General features: G+C 63.1%; 14 protein-coding genes. 2 read left to right on the top strand and 12 right to left on the bottom strand.

The features are described from left to right. Nucleotides 1-594: 594 nt before the first annotated feature. The 3 genes from QZ307_RS00070 to mtnA form a co-directional block, all read right to left on the bottom strand. Nucleotides 595-1392: a hypothetical protein gene (locus QZ307_RS00070; RefSeq protein ID WP_295994089.1), complete on the bottom strand. Its 798-nt coding sequence runs from the start codon at nt 1390-1392 to the stop codon at nt 595-597. After that, nucleotides 1385-2146 (bottom strand): ParA family protein, encoded by a 762-nt coding sequence (locus QZ307_RS00065; protein ID WP_295994087.1) that lies wholly within the window; start codon nt 2144-2146, stop codon nt 1385-1387. Before QZ307_RS00065 ends, QZ307_RS00070 begins: the two co-directional genes overlap by 8 nt. 470 nt (nt 2147-2616) lie before the next feature. After that, nucleotides 2617-3990, bottom strand: a complete 1374-nt coding sequence (mtnA, locus tag QZ307_RS00060; protein ID WP_295994086.1) for an S-methyl-5-thioribose-1-phosphate isomerase — start codon at nt 3988-3990, stop codon at nt 2617-2619. Between the two features lie 171 nt (nt 3991-4161). Here mtnA and QZ307_RS00055 point away from each other — a divergent pair, with 171 nt between their 5' ends. After that, nucleotides 4162-4332: a hypothetical protein gene (locus QZ307_RS00055; protein WP_295994084.1), complete on the top strand. Its 171-nt coding sequence runs from the start codon at nt 4162-4164 to the stop codon at nt 4330-4332. 250 nt (nt 4333-4582) lie between these two features. Here the strand turns inward: QZ307_RS00055 and ppdK are convergent, their stop codons facing one another. Next, on the bottom strand, nt 4583-7300 hold the full coding sequence (ppdK, locus tag QZ307_RS00050) for a pyruvate, phosphate dikinase (protein ID WP_295994082.1): 2718 nt from the start codon (nt 7298-7300) through the stop codon (nt 4583-4585). A gap of 1785 nt (nt 7301-9085) precedes the next feature. Here ppdK and QZ307_RS00045 point away from each other — a divergent pair. Further along, nucleotides 9086-10084: a hypothetical protein gene (locus QZ307_RS00045; protein ID WP_295994080.1), complete on the top strand. Its 999-nt coding sequence runs from the start codon at nt 9086-9088 to the stop codon at nt 10082-10084. Here the strand turns inward: QZ307_RS00045 and QZ307_RS00040 are convergent. From QZ307_RS00040 to rpsP, 8 genes are read right to left on the bottom strand one after another with little or no spacing between them, the layout of a single operon-like run. Continuing rightward, nucleotides 10081-10974: a pyruvate, water dikinase regulatory protein gene (locus QZ307_RS00040; RefSeq protein ID WP_295994078.1), complete on the bottom strand. Its 894-nt coding sequence runs from the start codon at nt 10972-10974 to the stop codon at nt 10081-10083. The two genes, QZ307_RS00045 and QZ307_RS00040, sit on opposite strands and share 4 nt — an antisense overlap. Nucleotide 10975: 1 nt before the next feature. Next, on the bottom strand, nt 10976-13063 hold the full coding sequence (gene glyS, locus QZ307_RS00035) for a glycine--tRNA ligase subunit beta (protein WP_295994077.1): 2088 nt from the start codon (nt 13061-13063) through the stop codon (nt 10976-10978). Between the two features lies 1 nt (nt 13064). Then, on the bottom strand, nt 13065-14165 hold the full coding sequence (locus QZ307_RS00030) for a glycine--tRNA ligase subunit alpha (RefSeq protein ID WP_295994074.1): 1101 nt from the start codon (nt 14163-14165) through the stop codon (nt 13065-13067). 46 nt (nt 14166-14211) lie between these two features. Continuing rightward, nucleotides 14212-14784, bottom strand: coding sequence for a signal peptidase I (gene lepB / locus QZ307_RS00025; protein ID WP_295994072.1), 573 nt, complete (start codon nt 14782-14784; stop codon nt 14212-14214). Between the two features lie 42 nt (nt 14785-14826). After that, nucleotides 14827-15759 (bottom strand): tRNA (guanosine(37)-N1)-methyltransferase TrmD, encoded by a 933-nt coding sequence (gene trmD, locus QZ307_RS00020; protein ID WP_295994070.1) that lies wholly within the window; start codon nt 15757-15759, stop codon nt 14827-14829. Between the two features lie 26 nt (nt 15760-15785). After that, nucleotides 15786-16310, bottom strand: coding sequence for a 16S rRNA processing protein RimM (locus QZ307_RS00015; RefSeq protein WP_295994067.1), 525 nt, complete (start codon nt 16308-16310; stop codon nt 15786-15788). Continuing rightward, entirely contained in the window at nt 16311-16565 is a 255-nt protein-coding gene (locus QZ307_RS00010) for a KH domain-containing protein (RefSeq protein ID WP_295994066.1), read from the bottom strand. A gap of 4 nt (nt 16566-16569) precedes the next feature. Continuing rightward, nucleotides 16570-16815, bottom strand: coding sequence for a 30S ribosomal protein S16 (gene rpsP / locus QZ307_RS00005; RefSeq protein WP_295994064.1), 246 nt, complete (start codon nt 16813-16815; stop codon nt 16570-16572). Nucleotides 16816-16853 lie beyond the last annotated feature (38 nt).

Genomic DNA, 16853 nt, shown 5'->3' with positions numbered 1-16853 from the left:
AAAAACTCGTTCTCTCCTTCGGTTTGGCGGGCTGGTCGTTTGACCGACCCGCTTTCCCGCTCAAGCCATTTTCCTGGTCTGAAATGGCCTTTTGTTGACACTTCGTTGGTAGGTGGTCGCTTTTTGGGCATAGTTATGCCAAAGAGCGTTTTTGTTCATGGATAATTATCTACGAAATGGCAACAAAGTAAAGTCGAGACGATTTCAATTGTGGGGCTCTAATTGGGCATTTCCTGTTGACTTTGCGTTACATTGAGACGAATTTGACCCATTTTTCTCCACAATTCGCTCTTGCCAAAATCCAAGCAATCTGCCCAGAATTCGCAAAACTTAAAATTTTCCAAGTTATATAATGTTTATATAACTTTATCCATTAAACATTTAGTGACGTTGTGTCATAGACTCAACATTAAAAAACGCCACTTGACGTGGCGTTATTAAGAATTCTATTTAATGTCATAATTATTAAATGATTCTATATACTGCTTATTTGAAAATCTTTAATAATTTATAACATTATATGTTTATCTGTTTATTTCATTTAATGTGCACGAAATACAACATTTTGGTAACGAACGAAAATTTTCACAAAAATTAGCTCATTAATTTGCGAATGAGCGCTTCGTAGGCGGCAACGGCAGCCTGGAGTTCAGAACGATGGTTTTCCCAATACTCATCAAGCGCCTGGCGCATCACTTCGGCACGCGTGATCTTCATCACCTGAGCCAGAAGGTCCGCATGCTCGCGCTGCTCGGCTGTCATGGGCACGAGCACCTGAGCCGTCATGCGGCTGCCCGACGCCTCCGCCTCCAGCACCTCGTCCGCCGGCGCGGCCTTCTTGCGCCCGCGCTTGGCTCGCGGCGCTTTGGGCTTGTCCGCCGCCTTGGCAGCGCGCGAGGCCTTAGCAGGCGCCGCCGAGGCCTTCGCCGGGGCGTCGTCCACCACCAAATCGGCGACGGCCGCCACGGCCTCCACCGGATCGGGAAGAATGTCGGGCACCGTCGGTGCCGCAGGCGGCGTTGAAGGATGGAGCTCAGCATCGAGCGTCGGAACGGCAGCGCTCTTACCTGTCGCACGCCGCTTGGCAGCCGGCTGCGCCTCCTTTGTCTCCTCGGCCCCCGCCGAGGCAGCCACCGAGCGCTTCAGATCGGACGAGCGCGCGGCCGTCCCCATGGAAGAGGCGTTGAGCGCATCTTCCAAAGTAAAGTAGTCGGGCACGTCCGCCGTATCCTCCAAAGGCGGCTCGCCCTTCACCTCTTCGCTGGACGCCGCCTCGTCCTGATGCTTGGGACGGGCGGGTTCCTCATGGGCAGCGCTTTCCTGAGCCGCGCCGATAAAGGCTGCTGCCGCGCGAGCCGCGTCCATCTGGGCGCGCAAGTCTTTCTTAGCCATTGACGTCCTCCATCAGCTCATCGATAAAGAACCGGTAATCGTAGGTAACCTTGGCCGAGGGGGCGTACTCGAAGATAGGCTGCTTCACCGCCTGGGCCTCTTTAATGACGGTGGCCTCGCGGATCCACGCCTTGAACACCTTGGTGTCCAGCTCTTCGGCCATGGCCTCGGCGTCCTCGTGGATGATCTTCGAAATGGAGGTGCGCGGGTTGTAGCGCGTCAGCAGAATGCCGGCGATATTGAGATTCGGGTTGGTGTACTCGCGAATGGCCTCGATGGTAGCGGCCAGGTCGGTGACGCCGTCGAGCGAGTAGGCGTCGGCCTGGGCGGGAATGACCACCCACGAGGCCGCGGTAAGCGCGTTCACCGTCAGCGTGCCCAGGGCCGGGGGCGTGTCGAGAATGGCGTAGTCGTAGTCGTCGGCCACGGCCTCCAGGGCCTTGCGCAGGCGATAGTCTTTGCCCACGCTGGACATGAGATCATCGGCCTTGCCGTTCAGACGGCTGGCGGGCACCACATGGTAGCCGTCGATGGCCTGAGCGGCCTCGGCAATGGTGGCGTCGCCCGTCAGCACCTCGAGCGACGAGGGAACGCCCGTGGTTTGCGCTTTAAGCGTCGTCGACAGGTTCATCTGCGGGTCCAAGTCGATGAACAGCACCCGCTTGCCGTCCTGTACCATTTTCGCCCCAATGGCCAAGTTTGTCGTCGTCTTCGCCACGCCGCCTTTTTGCGACGCTGCCGCCAAGGTGATCATGCACACTCCTCTCGACCGCGCGCTCCCCCGCGTGCAGCCCAACGCAGTGCTCCTTCCCCAGGGGAAGAGAGCGCAGTTCTCCACTTTTGATAGTGCGTACTATAACATATAATGTTATATCTAATATAGGTCTTATACCTTATAAATTTTGCTTTACATAACTTTGGTATTGAGAGGTTGAGCGGTGGCACGGCGCCTGGTGGCCACCCCTCACTGAACAGTCCGGCTGCCAAGCAGCGCCGACGTTCCGGTCGCTAACTCCTGACGAGCGTTCAGGCCGTCAACTGCTCCCCTCTGCCAGCCGGACTGCGCGCCGCCTCTCAACTCGTGACACAAAACCAACCTCTCGACAATCGATCCTTCGCAAAGAAAAGGCACCTGCAGAGCAGGTGCCCGGAGTATGATCGTGTAACCGGAGGCAAAGCCTCTGACCACGATGCCTTTACTGGCTAGTCGACTTCCTCTTCTCGCTAATCAACTTCAGTGATCACCGCCGTTACCAAATCGGCCGGCGTGACGTCGAAGGCGGGATTGTGCACACCCACGCCCGGAATGGGCTCGGGGAGCACCTCGGAGGGGTCGCGTTCCTCGATGGGTATGTCCGCCCCCGTGGCCATGGCGGCATCAATAGTGCTCGTTGGGGCAGCCACGTAGAAGGGAATGCCGAAATGCTTCGCCAGCACCGCCACGCCCAGCGTGCCGATTTTGTTGGCTGCATCGCCGTTGGCGGTAATGCGGTCGGCGCCCACTACCACCGCGTCCACCAACCCCTGGGCCATGACACTGGCCGCCATGTTATCGCAGATGAGCGTCACCGGCACCCCCGCTTGAGCCAGCTCCCAGCTGGTCAAGCGCGCCCCCTGCCCCACCGGGCGCGTCTCGTCGGCATACACGCGCTCGATGAGCCCCTCTTCAGCTGCCGCATAGATAACGCCCAGCGCCGTGCCGTAGAAGGCCGTGGCCAGGCTGCCGGCGTTGCAGTGCGTAAGTACGCGCAGGGGGCGCCCCTTCGCCTCGGACAAGGAGCGCAGACGATTCACGCCGTTGCGGCCGATAGCGCGATTGACCGCCTCGTCTTCGGCGATGAGGTCCACCACGCACTGGTAGAGGGCATCTGCCACCGCTTGAGGACCCCTCCCCTCCCCGAGCGCCTCACGGGCCACAGCCAGAGCGCGATCAACGCCCCAGCCCAGATTAACGGCCGTCGGACGCGCGTTCTTGGCCAGGTTGCCGGCAAAATCGAGAGCCATGGAGAAGAGCTCGGGGTCGAAGGCGCGCTCGTCGAGTACGAAGGTGCGGTGCGCATCGAGCGCCTCGCAGGTGAAAGTGCGCGCAGCGGGGGCGGCAGCGGGTTCGGTGGCTTCAGCGCATGCGGTGGCTGCAACGGATTCGTCGCCCTCGGCGCGCACGGCCTCCGCCAACGCTTCCCGAGTTGCACCGAACGCGTCTTTCATCGCCGTGCCGTCATCGGCGGCAAGCGATTCTGAGCCGTTTTGCGGCTCAGAATCGCTTTGGGTGGCTCTGGGACCGCGCTGGCACATCAGGCAGGCGTACACGTCCTCAGAAGCCGTCTGACAGCTGGCGGCAGCCTGGGTATCCGCCTCATTTGCCGCCACGAACTCGAAAGCCCGCAGCATGACCACCGCCGCTCCGGCTACGCCCAAAGCCGGCGCGCCGCGCACGGCCAGCGTCTTCACCGCATCGATCACCGTGCGCCAGTCCGAGGTGCGCAGGTAGGCAAGCTCACCCGGCAGCAGCCGCTGATCCACCATGACCACCTGGGGCACGCCGTTCACGCGTTCAACGGCGATGGTTCGAGGCAGGTTTTCTAAGGTCAATAACACGGGATTCCCCTTTCGAAATTTATCGGTGCAGGTCAGCTTCATGCTGAAGAAATCAAGTCCTAGACTGAAAATTATGGTGCGCTATCGTGAACGCGTCAACGGTGTAAGTCCCGTGCTGGCAGTGCCTTCCGACCCTATTGGCTTGTCCAAAAAGACGGGAGGTGATGGCCTATGGAGTTTGCCCTGATTGCCATGAAGTTGCTGACCGCTGCTACAGGGTTGGCGACGGCCTTGGTGAAGCTTTATACCCAAAGCACCGAGCAGAAAAGACCAGTTTGTGATAAAGAAGCCTCGGACGCTGACCCGTCCGAGGCTCACACAAACAACGGCGCTGCCCGCTAGCAAAACCGGGCTTCCGTTGGCACTCATTCTAGCAGCCTTGCGTCCCCTAAAGCAAGGCCTGACGCAAAGAAGCCTCGGACGCCGCTACGTCCGAGGCTCACACCAGAAACGGCACTGCCCGCTAGTCAAACCCGAGCCTCCGTTGGTGCCCATTCTAGCAGCCTTGCACCGCCCCATACAATCCCTCCCGACAACAAAAAGGGCGGGAACCCGTGGTTCCCGCCCCGTATAGCACGCTCTTTTGCGTCGCTTAGCGCTGCGTGATGGCAGCCTGGGCTGCGGCCAGACGAGCCACCGGCACGCGGTAAGGCGAGCAGCTGACGTAGTTCAGGCCGATGCGGTTGAACGTGGCGATGGAGTCCGGATCGCCGCCGTGCTCGCCGCACACGCCGCACACCAGGTCGGGGTTGCCCTCGTGGCCCAGCGCAACGCCCATCTCAACCAGCTTGGCCACACCGGGATCGATAGTGGCGAAGGGGTTGTAGGGCAGCAGGTGCTGATCGAGGTACTGCGGCACGAACTCGCCCTCGACGTCGTCGCGGCTGAAGCCGAAGGTGGTCTGCGTGAGGTCGTTGGTGCCGAAGGAGAAGAAGTCGGCAACCGTGGCAATCTCGTTGGCAGTGACGGCCGCGCGGGGCAGCTCGATCATGGTGCCGATGGGGATTTCCAGCTCGACGCCCTCGGCCACGGACACCTCGGCGATGACAGCCTCGGCCACCTCGCGCAGGGTGGCCAGCTCGGGCAGCACGGACACCAGCGGGATCATAATCTCGGGCTGCGGGTTCAGGCCCTCCTTCTTCAGGCGGGCAGCCGCCGTGGCGATGGCGCGCACCTGCATTTCCGGCAGGATGGGGTACACGATGCCCAGACGGCAGCCGCGCATGCCCAGCATGGGGTTCTGCTCGGCGAAGCCGTCGATCTTCTCGAGCAGATCGCGCTTCTCGGCCAGGACGTCAGCAGAGGCACCGGTGGCCTCCATCTTCGCAATTTCCACGGCCAACTCGCGCGGGCTCTCCAGGAACTCGTGCAGCGGCGGGTCGAGGAGGCGCACAATGACCGGCAGCCCGTCCATGGCCTTGAACATGCCATAGAAGTCACCCACCTGGGCCTCAAACAGATCGCTCACGGCCTTCTCGCGGATGAGCTCGTCGTCGTTCAGGATGAAGGTCTGGATGATCTGCTTGCGGTCGCCCAGGAACATGTGCTCGGTGCGGCACAGGCCGATGCCGGCGGCGCCGAAGTTGCGGGACAGCTCGGCGTCCTCGGGGTTGTCGGCGTTGGCGCGCACGCCCAGGGTGCGCACTTCATCGGCCCACTCGAGGATGGTGTCCAGGTCGCCGGTGAGCTCGGGCATAACCAGGTCCACCGCGCCCAGCACCACAATGCCTGTGGTGCCGTCGATGGAGATCATGTCGCCCTCGCGAATGACGATGTCGGTGCCGGCGATGGCGGCTTCCTTCTTCGCTGCGTCGATCTTCAGAGCCTCAACGCCGCACACGCAGGGGGCGCCCATGCCTCGGGCGATAACGGCCGCGTGGCTGGTCTTGCCGCCGTGCGAAGTGAGGATGCCCTCGGCGGCGATCATGCCGGCCAGATCATCGGGGTTGGTTTCCCAACGCACCAGCACGCACTTGCGGCCGGCCTCGGCAGCCTCCACGGCGTCGGTGGCCGAGAACACGGCCTCGCCCACGGCAGCGCCGGGGGAAGCGTTCAGGCCGCGCGCCACCACGTCGTAGGTGGCGTCCTTGTCGAACTGCGGGTGCAGCAGCTGGTCGAGCTGGTCGGGAGCCACACGCATGATGGCCTCCTCCTTGGAGATGAGGCCCTCCTTCTCCATCTCGATGGCGATGCGCAGCGCAGCGGCGGCGGTGCGCTTGCCGGCGCGGGTCTGCAGCATCCACAGCTTGCCCTGCTCGATGGTGAACTCGATGTCGCACATGTCGCGGAAGTGATTCTCGAGCACCTCGAAGATTTCCTCCAGCTGGGCGCCGGCCTCTTCCAGGCCCTCCACTTCCTTGAGCTCGGCGATGGGGCTCGTGTTGCGGATGCCGGCCACCACGTCCTCGCCCTGGGCGTTCACCAGGTAGTCACCGTAGAACTCCTTGGTGCCGTTGGCGGGGTTGCGGGTGAAGGCCACGCCCGTGGCGGACGTGTTGCCCTTGTTGCCGAACACCATGGACTGCACGTTAACGGCCGTGCCCAGATCGTCGGCAATCTTGTTGGTTTGACGGTACAGGACCGCGCGGGGGTTGTTCCAGGAGCCGAACACGGCCTCGATGGCCAGCTGCAGCTGCACCATGGGATCCTGCGGGAACTGCACTTCGCCGTCGACCACCAGGCTGGGGTACTCGGTGCCGTCGACGTTCTCGGTGAAGATGGCCTTGAACTCGCCCACGAGCTCCTGCAGGTCCTCAGCGGTGAGATCGGTGTCGGAGGCCACGCCACGGTCGTTCTTCATAGCCACGATGGCGTTCTCGAACAGGTCGCCGTCGAGGCCCATAACCACGTTGGAGAACATCTGAATGAAGCGACGATAGGAGTCCCAGGCGAAGCGGGGGTTGTCGGTCTGCTTGATGAGGCCGTTGATGGACTCGTCGTTCAGGCCCAGGTTGAGCACCGTGTCCATCATGCCGGGCATGGAGAAAGGAGCACCGGAGCGGACGGACACCAGCAGCGGATCCTCGGCGTCGCCCAGGCGCTTGCCCATGCGCTCTTCCAGGTCGGCACGGTACTCGGCGATGGTGTCGAGGGCGCCCTCGGGCCAGGTGTTGTCAGCGTTGGCGTACTCCATGCAGGTTTGGCACGTGATGGTAAAGCCAGGAGGCACCGGCAGGCCGATGTTGGCCATCTCGGCCAAGTTGGCACCCTTGCCACCGAGAACCCACTTCATGTCGGTGTTGCCCTCGGTCACGTTGTTCCCGTTGGCGTCCTTGCCGAAAGCGTAGACGCGCTTCACTGCTTCTGTCACCTTACTTCTCCTTAAAGCTGTGCGCCGCCCGCGCGACGCGATTGCCTTTACCCGCCATGGCCAGCCGAGCCGGTTCTGGCGCTTGCGTTTGCCGGGGCCGCATCGCGCAAAGGCAAACCTTCCGCTGCGCTACTGCCTGCGAGGCCTGGCCTGATGCGCGCACGGCATGCTGCACGCCCGAACCCGAAGGCGCGCCGCGAGCAAACGCAAGCGAAGCGCCCAGGGCCGAAAAGTGCAGCCTATCTGAGACAACGGCAAACACGTCCATAAAATGAACTGGCACCCAGTATAAGGGATTCCCTCACAGTTTTCGCGGCGAGATCCCCCACGCCGCCAGCAGGAGCGCAAAAACTCCTCAGCGGCAGGCTGGAGCGTAGTAACCCCTCAGCGGGAGGCAGGGGCGCAGCCTACAGGAACGAGCTCCTCAGCGGGAGGCAGGGGCGCAGGCGGCGCCCACCGTGAATCCCGCTGGCAGCCCCCCTCCTCCGACCAGGAGCGAAGCCCCTCGGCGGCAGACGAGAGAACGAAAAGTCCTCAGCGACAAGCGCCCCGGCCGCTGCGAATCCCACTCGCACCCCCGACCAGGAGCGAAGCCTAGCAAGAAGCACTTTTCACCCGAGGCACAGGAGCACAGCCAAATGCGGGGCACTTTCCATCAGGAATCCGAAAGCGCGGCCAAGCAGGAAGCATTCTCCATCCGAACGCCTGATCAATGGCCAAATAAGTGGCGTTTTTCATCGGGAGCCCGAGAGCCTGGCCAAACAGAGGGCGTTTTCCATCCGAACGCCTTATCAATGGCCAAATAAGTGGCGTTTTCCATTTGCGCAGCGTCAATAAGCATTTTTTGGCCAAACGAAGCCCGATTCCCTTCATTTTGCTGGCCAATTAAGGCGTCATTTCCATCGCTCAATTTCCCCTTCTGTAGAATCCCAGTTCACAAGCGTAGCGCGAAACGCCTTCTTCGAGCATTTCGCAAGAATTGAAGGAAATCGATCCCCGTTTGGCCAAAACAAGCCATTTTTGCCGACAAGAATGGAAAACACCATCTATTTGGCCAAACAGCCGACGATTCCCCTGCCCTTTCCCCTGCCCTTTCCCCTGCCCTTTCCCCTGCCCTTTCCCCTGCCCTTTCCCCCTGCCCTTTCCCCTGGGCGTCTGCCTTTTCTTGGGCTCAGCAACTTGCTCCCAAAAATTTTCTTCATAGTTCGTTTATGACCGAAGGGGGTGCCGCGCATCCCCGCTACACTGGCGCTATTACTTAAAGGAATTGCCCGGAAAACCCTGGTAGGGACCCATGCACCGGGGCCGGCACGCCGGGAGGCTCGGAGGCCCGATGGCCTCCCATGCTCCTCGGGCAGGGGGCCTCATGCGCCCGAGGTGCCCGTGGGACTGGGAACATCATCGACCTCGGGGGCTCGTGGAGCGGGGCTTCGTGGACCAAGAGCTCGCGGGTTCGTGGACCGGGGCTTCGTGGGTCAGGGGCTCGTGGAGCGGGGCTTCGTGGATCAGGAGCTCGCGGGTTCGTGGAGCCGGGGCCCGCGGACGTGGGGCCTGCGGGCCTGGGGGCCTAGGGTCTCGTACACCCGATGGCCTCCCCTGCTCCGCGGGTACAGGAGCTTCCTGCAGCCGCACCTGCTGGGACAGTCGGCTGCAGATGCACGCCTCAACCCCGCGGGCACGGGGGCTTCCTGTGGCCGCACCTGCTGGGGCGGATCAGCCCCGGGCGCAGGCCTCAACCCCGTGGGCGCGGGCGTTTCCTGCAGCGAGAGCGCAAGGAGGACGACTATGCGGTTAGTGCTACGAGGGGTCAGCGCGCTGGCGTATTGGCTTTCTGCCTACGATATCGACGAGCAGCGAAAGGGCGATCGCAAGGTGCTCTACGACTGCATTCCCACGAAGCAATCGCTTGACTACCTGGGAAAACAGCTGCCGCAGCTGAAGGAGCCCTACCATTTGCTCGTGCCTTCGTGGATTCGCGAAAAAGAGCGCTGCGCCCTGGCCACCTCGCGCTACCGCTATGCCGCGGGATCGTTTTACCAGGCGGAAAACGGCCTCTACGCGGCCTCGCCCGAGCTGTGCTTCGTGCAGCTGGGGAAGACCGTCACCACCCACGAGCTCATCCTGTACGGAAGCGCTCTGTGCAGCTCCTTTGCCATCGACCCGCACGCCGCGGGCGGTCTTGGCCAGCGACGTCCCCTTGCCACAAGGCGCACCATGGAGCAGTTCCTCAACCAGAACGCGGGGCTCACCGGCGTGGCAAGCGCACGGCTCGCACTTCCCTACCTGGCGGAAAACACCGCATCGCCTCCGGAGATATTCCTGCAGATGATCCTGGGACTGCCTCCCCACCTGGGCGGCTACGGGCTTCCGCGCTGCCACGCGAACTACCGCCTCGAGCCCTCGGCGCGCGCTCGGCACATTGCCCAGCGCGCCAACCTGGTGCCCGACTGCTATTGGCCCGAACACCGTCTGGCCCTGGAATACGACTCAAACGCCGAGCACCTCACCGGGCGCCAGGCCACCCGCGATGCCACGAAACGGTTGGCGCTGGAAGCGGACGGCATCACGGTCATCACCGTTACCACCGCCCAGCTGCGCAGCCCGCTGGCTATGGAAGCCGTGGCCCACGAGGTCGCCCAGCGCTGCGGCGTGCGCCTGCGTCAGCGCGACAGGCGCTTTCCCGCACGGCACCGCGACCTCTATCGGCGCGGTTGGTCGCTCGACGAGCTATTCGCCGAAAACTGGCTCGCAGAATCCAGCGATGCGGGCGCAATACCTTCCTAATCCACAATCTCGGTGGCGGTGGGATGCGAGCGCTCGTAGTAGCGCAGCACCTCTTGGGCGCTTTCCTCGACGGCGCGCTGCTCGGTGTGGATGACGATGCAGCCCAGCTTTCGCATGAGCGCGCGGGCCTGCTCCAAATCCTGGTAGATGTACTCTGGGTCGGCATAGCGCTGCGAGATGAGACCCACGCGCCCGGATTTCTTCATGCGGCGCTGGCGAATGGGCGCCAGCACGTCCGGCGTGGTCATGAGGCCAAACAGCCGCGTGCGCTCGACGTCGAAGATCTCCTTGGGAGGCTCACTGGCGGGATCTAAGGGCACGTTTGCCACTTTATAGCCCTGCTGCGCCAAATAAATGGAAAGCGGCGTTTTGGAAGAGCGAGAGACGCCCAGAAGCACAATGTCCGCCTGGGTGAGGTCCTGGGGGTTGCGCCCATCGTCATGGGCGATGGTGAACTCAATGGCCGAGATGCGACGGAAGTAGTTCTTGTCCACCACGCGCAGCATGCCGGGCTTGCCCACAGGCTCCATGCCGCTCATATCGGCCACGGCATTCACGGCCCGGGTGAGCACGTCGACAGCCACAATGTTGGGATGCTCTGCCAAAAACGCCTCCAAGGGCACCCGAATATCGGCGTTCACCAGCGTGTACATAACCAGCAGCCGATCGCTGCCCAGCGTCTCCTCATGGAAGCGAGAGTGCTCAAGCAGATAGTCGCGCACTTCCTCGAAGCTTTTCACCTTCGAGAAAATTTCCAGGTGCGGCGTGGTGACGCCGAACTGGGCCGCGGCCGCGCGCGCCACCACTTGGGCCGTCTCGCCGATGGAGTCGGACACAATGTGAATGGTAGGAACGCGCGCGGCCCGCTCGGCCGGAGTTAAATTATGCATGCTACTTCTTGGCCATCTGACCGAAGTCGGCCACATGGGAGAACACGTTGGCGAAGCGGTTGAGCAGCTTCAGGCGGTTGCCGCGCACCTCGGCGTCCTCGTCCATGACCATGGTGGTGTCGAAGAAGGCGTCGATGGGGGCGCGCAGCGTGGCCAGGGCCGTGATGGCCTCCTCGTAGCGGTCGGCGGCCAGGGCGTCGGCCACGGCCTCCTCGGCGGTGGCGATGGCCGCGTCAAGCGCCGCCTCGGGCTCGGTGAGCAGGACGCGCTTGTAGCCCGTGCCCAGCTTGATGTCGCGCAGGTTGTTGGCGCGGGCGAAGGCCGTGGCTAGGTCCTCGAACACCTGGCGCTGCTCGGTGCGGGCGGCCTCCAGGGCGCGGGCGCGACGGGCCAGCACGATGGGCTCCTCGATGCCGCAGGCCAGCACCGCATCGATGGTGTCGGCCTCGACGCCGGCATCGCGCAGGGCCACCTTCTCGCGGGTGATGAAGAAGTCGATGATCTCGCGGCGCACCGTGGCGTTGTCGAACTCGAGACCCGCCTCGCGATAGATGATGAGCGACGTGTCGATGGTTTCCACCAGGCTGATGGGCAGGCCCGTCTCCTCTAGAATGGCCAGCACGCCCAGAGCGGCGCGGCGCAAGGCGAAGGGATCGGAGGAGCCCGTGGGCGCCTGACCCACGGCGAACAGGCCGCAGATGGTGTCGATCTTGTCGGAAAGCGCCACCACCTGGCCGATGATGTCGGTGGGAATGGCGTCGCCAGAGAAGCGCGGACGGTAGTGCTCGGCAATGGCGCGGGCCACACGCTCGGGCTCGCCGGCCGCGGCGGCATAATAGCTGCCCATGACGCCCTGGACGCTGGTGAACTCGATGACGGCGCTGGTGACCAGGTCGGCCTTGGCCAGGTAGGCCGAGCGGGCGATGTCGCGCATCTCCTCGCGCTCGATACCGGCCTGCACCGTAATGCGGGCCGACAGCTTCACCACGCGCTCGGTCTTAGCGCGCATGGTGCCCAGAGCCTCCTGGAACACCACTTCGTCCAGACGATCGACGAACTTCTCCAGGGGGATCTTCAGGTCTTCCTCGTAGAAGAACTTGGCGTCGTAGAGGCGGGCGGCCACCACGCGCTCGTTGCCGTCGATGATGGTTTCCTCGCAGGCAGGATTGCCGTTGGAGACCACGATGAACTTGTTGGTGAGCTTGCCGTCGCCGTCATAGAGCGGGAAGTAGCGCTGGTGCATGAGCATGGCGTCCACGATGATTTCCTCGGGTACCTTGAGGAACTCCTCGTCGAAGGTGCCCACCATCACCGTAGGGTACTCGGAAAGGTTGATGACCTCGGTGAGCGTCTTGGCCGGCAGCTCGGCGCGATAGCCCGTAGCGGCCTCGGCGGCCTGAACGCCCTGGCGAATAACGGCCTCGCGGGCCTCCTGAGTGGGCACCACGTAGGCGGCCTCCACCACGGACACGAGCTCGTCGGCGCTGGTCACCGTATGGGGGCCGGGGGCCAGGAAGCGATGGCCGCGCGTGGTGTTGCCCGCCACAAGCCCCGCATACTCCACGGGAATGACCGTGGTGCCCAGCAGGGCCACGAGCCAACGCACCGGGCGCGAGAACACCTCGGAGGTGGTGCCCCAGCGGCAGGACTTCGGCCAGCTGATGCCGTCGATGATGCCGCGCAGCACCGCGGGCAGAAGCTCGGCGGTGTCCTGGGCGGGCACCTGGCGCACGGCGTAGACGTACTCGGTGCCGTTCTCGTCGCGACGCTCCAGATCGTCCACGGTCAGGCCCTTGCCGCGGGCGAAGCCCTCGGCGGCCTTGGTGGGGTTGCCGTCGGCGTCGAAGGCGATCTTGGCAGCGGGGCCGCGGAAGACCTCCTCCAGCGCCTCGGTGCTGGAAGCCACGTCGGCCACGATGGCGATGAGGCGGCGGGGCGAGGTGTAGATGGCCACGTAACCGTGGGGAATGCGCACGGCGTCGAGGGCCTCGGGCACCAGGGTGGCCAGCTGCTCGGTGGCGCGCTTCAAGTCGAAGGCGGGAATTTCCTCGGTGCCGATCTCGAAGGCAAGCGTTTGGGTATTCGACATCTTAGGCCTCCTGATCAGTGGCGTCGGGCAGGGTCACGAACTCGAAGGCGCGCTCGGAATGGTCGCCCCGCGACGAGGGGCAACCGCCCCCGGCTGGCCGCTCGGGCACCGCGGGCACCACGTTCGCGGGCTTCTCTTCCTCTGCGGGCTCTTCGGGAGCCGCATCGAGGATGGCCTGCAAATCGGCATCGTTCACGTCCATGCCCACCACGTTCTGCATGTAGGAGGCGCAGCAGGCCTTGGCCAGGGTGCGCACGCGCAGGATGTAGGCCATGCGCTCGGTGGCGGAAATAACACCGCGGGCATCGAGCAGGTTGAAGGCATGGCAGCACTTCAGCACCGAATCGTAAGCGGGCAGCGGCAGGTTGGCGCGCAGGGTGCGCAAACACTCGGTCTCGCGATCGGCGAACTCCTGGAACAGAAAGTCGGTGTCGGCCACCTCGAAGTTGAACTTGGAGTACTCGCGCTCGTTTTCCAGGTACACGTCGCCGTAGGTGAACACCACGCCGTCGTCGCCGCGGGCCCACACGATGTCGTACATGTTGTCGACGCCCTGGACGAACATGGTCAGGCGCTCCAGGCCGTAGGCAATTTCCACGGGCACCGGGTTGCACTCGAAGCCGCCCACCTGCTGGAAGTAGGTGAACTGGGTGACCTCCATGCCGTCGATCCAGATTTCCCAGCCCAGACCCCAGGCACCCAGCGTGGGGCTCTCCCAGTCGTCCTCGACGAAGCGCACGTCATGGGCGGCCACGTCGATGCCGATGGCCTCGAGGCTGCCCAGGTACAGATCCTGGATGTTGTCGGGCGAGGGCTTGATGAGCACCTGGAACTGATAGTAGAACTGCCCGCGGTTCGGGTTCTCGCCGTAGCGGCCGTCGGTGGGACGGCGGCAGCCCTGCACGTAGCAGGTGCGCCAGGTGTCGGGGCCCAGGGAGCGCAGCGTGGTGGCCGGAGCGTTGGTGCCGGCGCCCACCTCGTTGTCGTAGGGCTGCAGCACCACGCAGCCCACGGACGCCCAGTAGCGCTGCAGGTTCATGATGACGTCTTGGAATGTGGGAGGAAGCTTCTCCTGCTCGGCGGTGGCCGTTTGCGAACTCATGGCTCTCCTTCAGAACGGGTGTCCAACGATACGGCGCGAACAGGGCCTACAGGGGCCCGATGCTGTCCAGCGGCCAATAGATGAATATCGCCTTTCCGGTGACGGTCGATGCCTTGATCGCCCCGAAATAGCGGGAATCCTGAGAATTGGTGCGGTTGTCGCCCATGACCCACAGGCCCCCCTCGGGAACCGTGTAGGGATAGTTGATTTCGGTGCCGTATTCCGGCGTGAGCGGGTAAGAAGGCTCGCCTCGCGTATAGGGCTCGTCCTGCAGCTTACCGTCCACATAGACGCGGCCGTCCTGCAGATCGACCGTTTGGCCGCCCACGGCAATGACGCGCTTGATGAGAATGCGCCCCGCCTGCACCGGATCGGGATCGGCGAAGGTGACGATGTCGCCCGGCTGCGGCGAGCTGCTGTAGTAGGTGATCTTCTCCGAGAAGACCATGTCGCCGGGCATGATGGTTTCCTCCATGGATCCGGAGGGAATTTCATAGGCTTGGAAGACGAAGGTACGCAGCCCCCACGACAGCACGACAACGAGCACAATAAGGCCCAGAAGGCTGATGAGCGTACGCAAGAAACCGGAGGAACGCTCGGCGCGGCCGCTTTCGTTCATGGGCAGACAGACCCCTTCCTAGCATGGAAAACACGTGAACGTTTATGATACCCCTTCGCTGGAAGGATGCCAGTCCTCGCTCCAAGACAACAGATATTTCTGGTCAGCGGCCGTCAGCTTGCCCTCGCGCTCGAAGGCCCGCAGAAGATCGGGACGCCGCTCGGCCGTGCGCTGCAAGCTCTGCTCACGTCGCCACTGAGCCACCGCCTGGTGGTTGCCGGACAGAAGCACCGAAGGCACCTCCATGCCGCGGAAGTTCGCTGGGCGCGTGTACTGGGGATACTCCAGAAGCCCACTAGTGAAGGACTCGTCGATGGGGCCGTCGGCCGCGCCCAGCACGCCGGGCAGCTTGCGCACCACAGCATCGATGACCACCATGGAGGCCAGCTCGCCCGAGGTGAGCACGTAGTCGCCCAGGGAGATGACATGGTCGGCCAAGGTGTAGACGCGCTCGTCGATGCCCTCGTAGTGGCCGCAAATGAACAGCAGGTGGTCTTCTTGCGCGAGCTCGGTGGCGTAGGCGTCGTCGAAGGTGCGGCCCTGCGGAGCTAGGAAGACGATCTTTGGGCGCTGAGGATCGCCGGGGGGCGGGGCCACCGGGTACCCTGATTCGCTCAGACAGTCCTCGCTTTGGAAAACAGCCCACTGGGCTGTTTTCGTCGCTGCGGAACTCGCTCGGTCAGGGCACCCGGTGTCCCCGCCGGACTCTACTACGGTTGAAGCGCTGTTGCATTCCGAGATTTCCATCCCGAGGATTTCCTCAACCGCTTCGAAGATGGGTTCGCACTTCATGACGAGGCCGGCGCCTCCGCCGTAGGGGTCGTCGTCGGTGGTGCGGTGGCGGTCGTGGGTCCAGTCTCGCAGGTCGTGGGCCTTGAACTGCAGGATGCCCTTCTCCTGGGCGCGCTTCATCATGGACTCGCCCATGACGGAGTCGTACATATGGGGGAACGTGGAGAGGGTCTCGATGATCATGGGAGTTCCTTGGATGACCGCGGGGTCTACAGGTCGAGCAGCCCGGCGGGAAGGGCCATATCGATGCGGCGGCCTTCCTCGTCCAGATCGACCAGGAAGTCTTCCGCCAGGGGAATGAGCACCTCTCCCCCTTCGGGGCGCTCAACGGTAATGAGGGGCTGCGTTGCACGCTCGTCGATGGAGCGCACGGTGCCCACGAGGCCCGCGGCCTGATCGTAGACCGTCCAGCCTTCCCAGTCGGGAAGCTCTTCCGCATCTTCAAGCACGGACAGGTCCACCGCGTCCTCACGGGCCAGGCAGTGGCAACCGGCGATGGCCTCGGCCCCGGTCAGGTCCGTCACTTCCTCGAAGAACACCAGTGCCTCGTTGTCGGCGCGGTCTTCGGCGCTGGCGACGGTAACCGTGCGCGGGGCGTCCGTGACCGGCGGTACCAGGGCCAGCTTCAGGCCCGGGTACAGCAAAAAGGGAAGGCCCGACGCACCTCGTGCGACGAGCCCTCCTTTGAGATTTTTCGGTTTCGCCAACGTGGCGATATCAATCCAGCCGCGCATTTAATCGATGAGCTCCACATCGACAAGCTTGCCCGAGCGCGACGCCGCGGCGCGCGCCAGGGTACGGATGGCCTTGATGACGCGGCCCTGACGGCCGATAACCTTGCCGGCGTCGTCGGGGTTCACGCGAATCTCGACCACGATATTGCCGTCCTCGGTTTCCACGGCGGTAATATCGAGCTCGTCTTCCACCTCGATGAGGGGGCGGACGATGGCATCGACCAGACCGGCGAGATCCTCTGTCTGATCAGCCATGATGCTAGGCGTTCTCGCGAGCGATCTTCAGCAGCTTCTCAACGCGCTCGGTGGGCTGGGCGCCGTCGGCCAGCCAGCGATCCACCTTCTCCATGTCGAACTGGATGAGATGGGGATGGGCGCAGGGGTTGTAGCGGCCCACTTCCTCGATAAAGCGGCCGTCACGCGGAGAGCGGGAATCGGCAACGACGATGCGGTAGTAGGGACGCTTCTTGGCGCCGTGACGGGCGAGACGAATCTTGACTGCCATGAAATGGAACTCCTTCTTGTACTTTCATTCTCTATACG

Origin of the sequence: uncultured Adlercreutzia sp. (assembly GCA_910585575.1) — a bacterium.
Taxonomy (GTDB): Bacteria; Actinomycetota; Coriobacteriia; order Coriobacteriales; family Eggerthellaceae; genus Adlercreutzia.
This window is presented reverse-complemented; position numbering and strand designations above follow the sequence as displayed.

Excerpts from the sequence above, each read along its gene's own strand:
- QZ307_RS00070 (WP_295994089.1), bottom strand. The coding sequence starts at position 1,392 with ATGGCTAAGAAAGACTTGCGCGCCCAGATGGACGCGGCTCGCGCGGCA.
- QZ307_RS00065 (WP_295994087.1), bottom strand. The coding sequence starts at position 2,146 with ATGATCACCTTGGCGGCAGCGTCGCAAAAAGGCGGCGTGGCGAAGACG.
- QZ307_RS00055 (WP_295994084.1), top strand. The coding sequence starts at position 4,162 with ATGGAGTTTGCCCTGATTGCCATGAAGTTGCTGACCGCTGCTACAGGG.
- QZ307_RS00045 (WP_295994080.1), top strand. The coding sequence starts at position 9,086 with ATGCGGTTAGTGCTACGAGGGGTCAGCGCGCTGGCGTATTGGCTTTCT.
- QZ307_RS00040 (WP_295994078.1), bottom strand. The coding sequence starts at position 10,974 with ATGCATAATTTAACTCCGGCCGAGCGGGCCGCGCGCGTTCCTACCATT.
- glyS (WP_295994077.1), bottom strand. The coding sequence starts at position 13,063 with ATGTCGAATACCCAAACGCTTGCCTTCGAGATCGGCACCGAGGAAATT.
- QZ307_RS00030 (WP_295994074.1), bottom strand. The coding sequence starts at position 14,165 with ATGAGTTCGCAAACGGCCACCGCCGAGCAGGAGAAGCTTCCTCCCACA.
- lepB (WP_295994072.1), bottom strand. The coding sequence starts at position 14,784 with ATGAACGAAAGCGGCCGCGCCGAGCGTTCCTCCGGTTTCTTGCGTACG.
- trmD (WP_295994070.1), bottom strand. The coding sequence starts at position 15,759 with ATGATCATCGAGACCCTCTCCACGTTCCCCCATATGTACGACTCCGTC.
- QZ307_RS00015 (WP_295994067.1), bottom strand. The coding sequence starts at position 16,310 with ATGCGCGGCTGGATTGATATCGCCACGTTGGCGAAACCGAAAAATCTC.
- QZ307_RS00010 (WP_295994066.1), bottom strand. The coding sequence starts at position 16,565 with ATGGCTGATCAGACAGAGGATCTCGCCGGTCTGGTCGATGCCATCGTC.
- rpsP (WP_295994064.1), bottom strand. The coding sequence starts at position 16,815 with ATGGCAGTCAAGATTCGTCTCGCCCGTCACGGCGCCAAGAAGCGTCCC.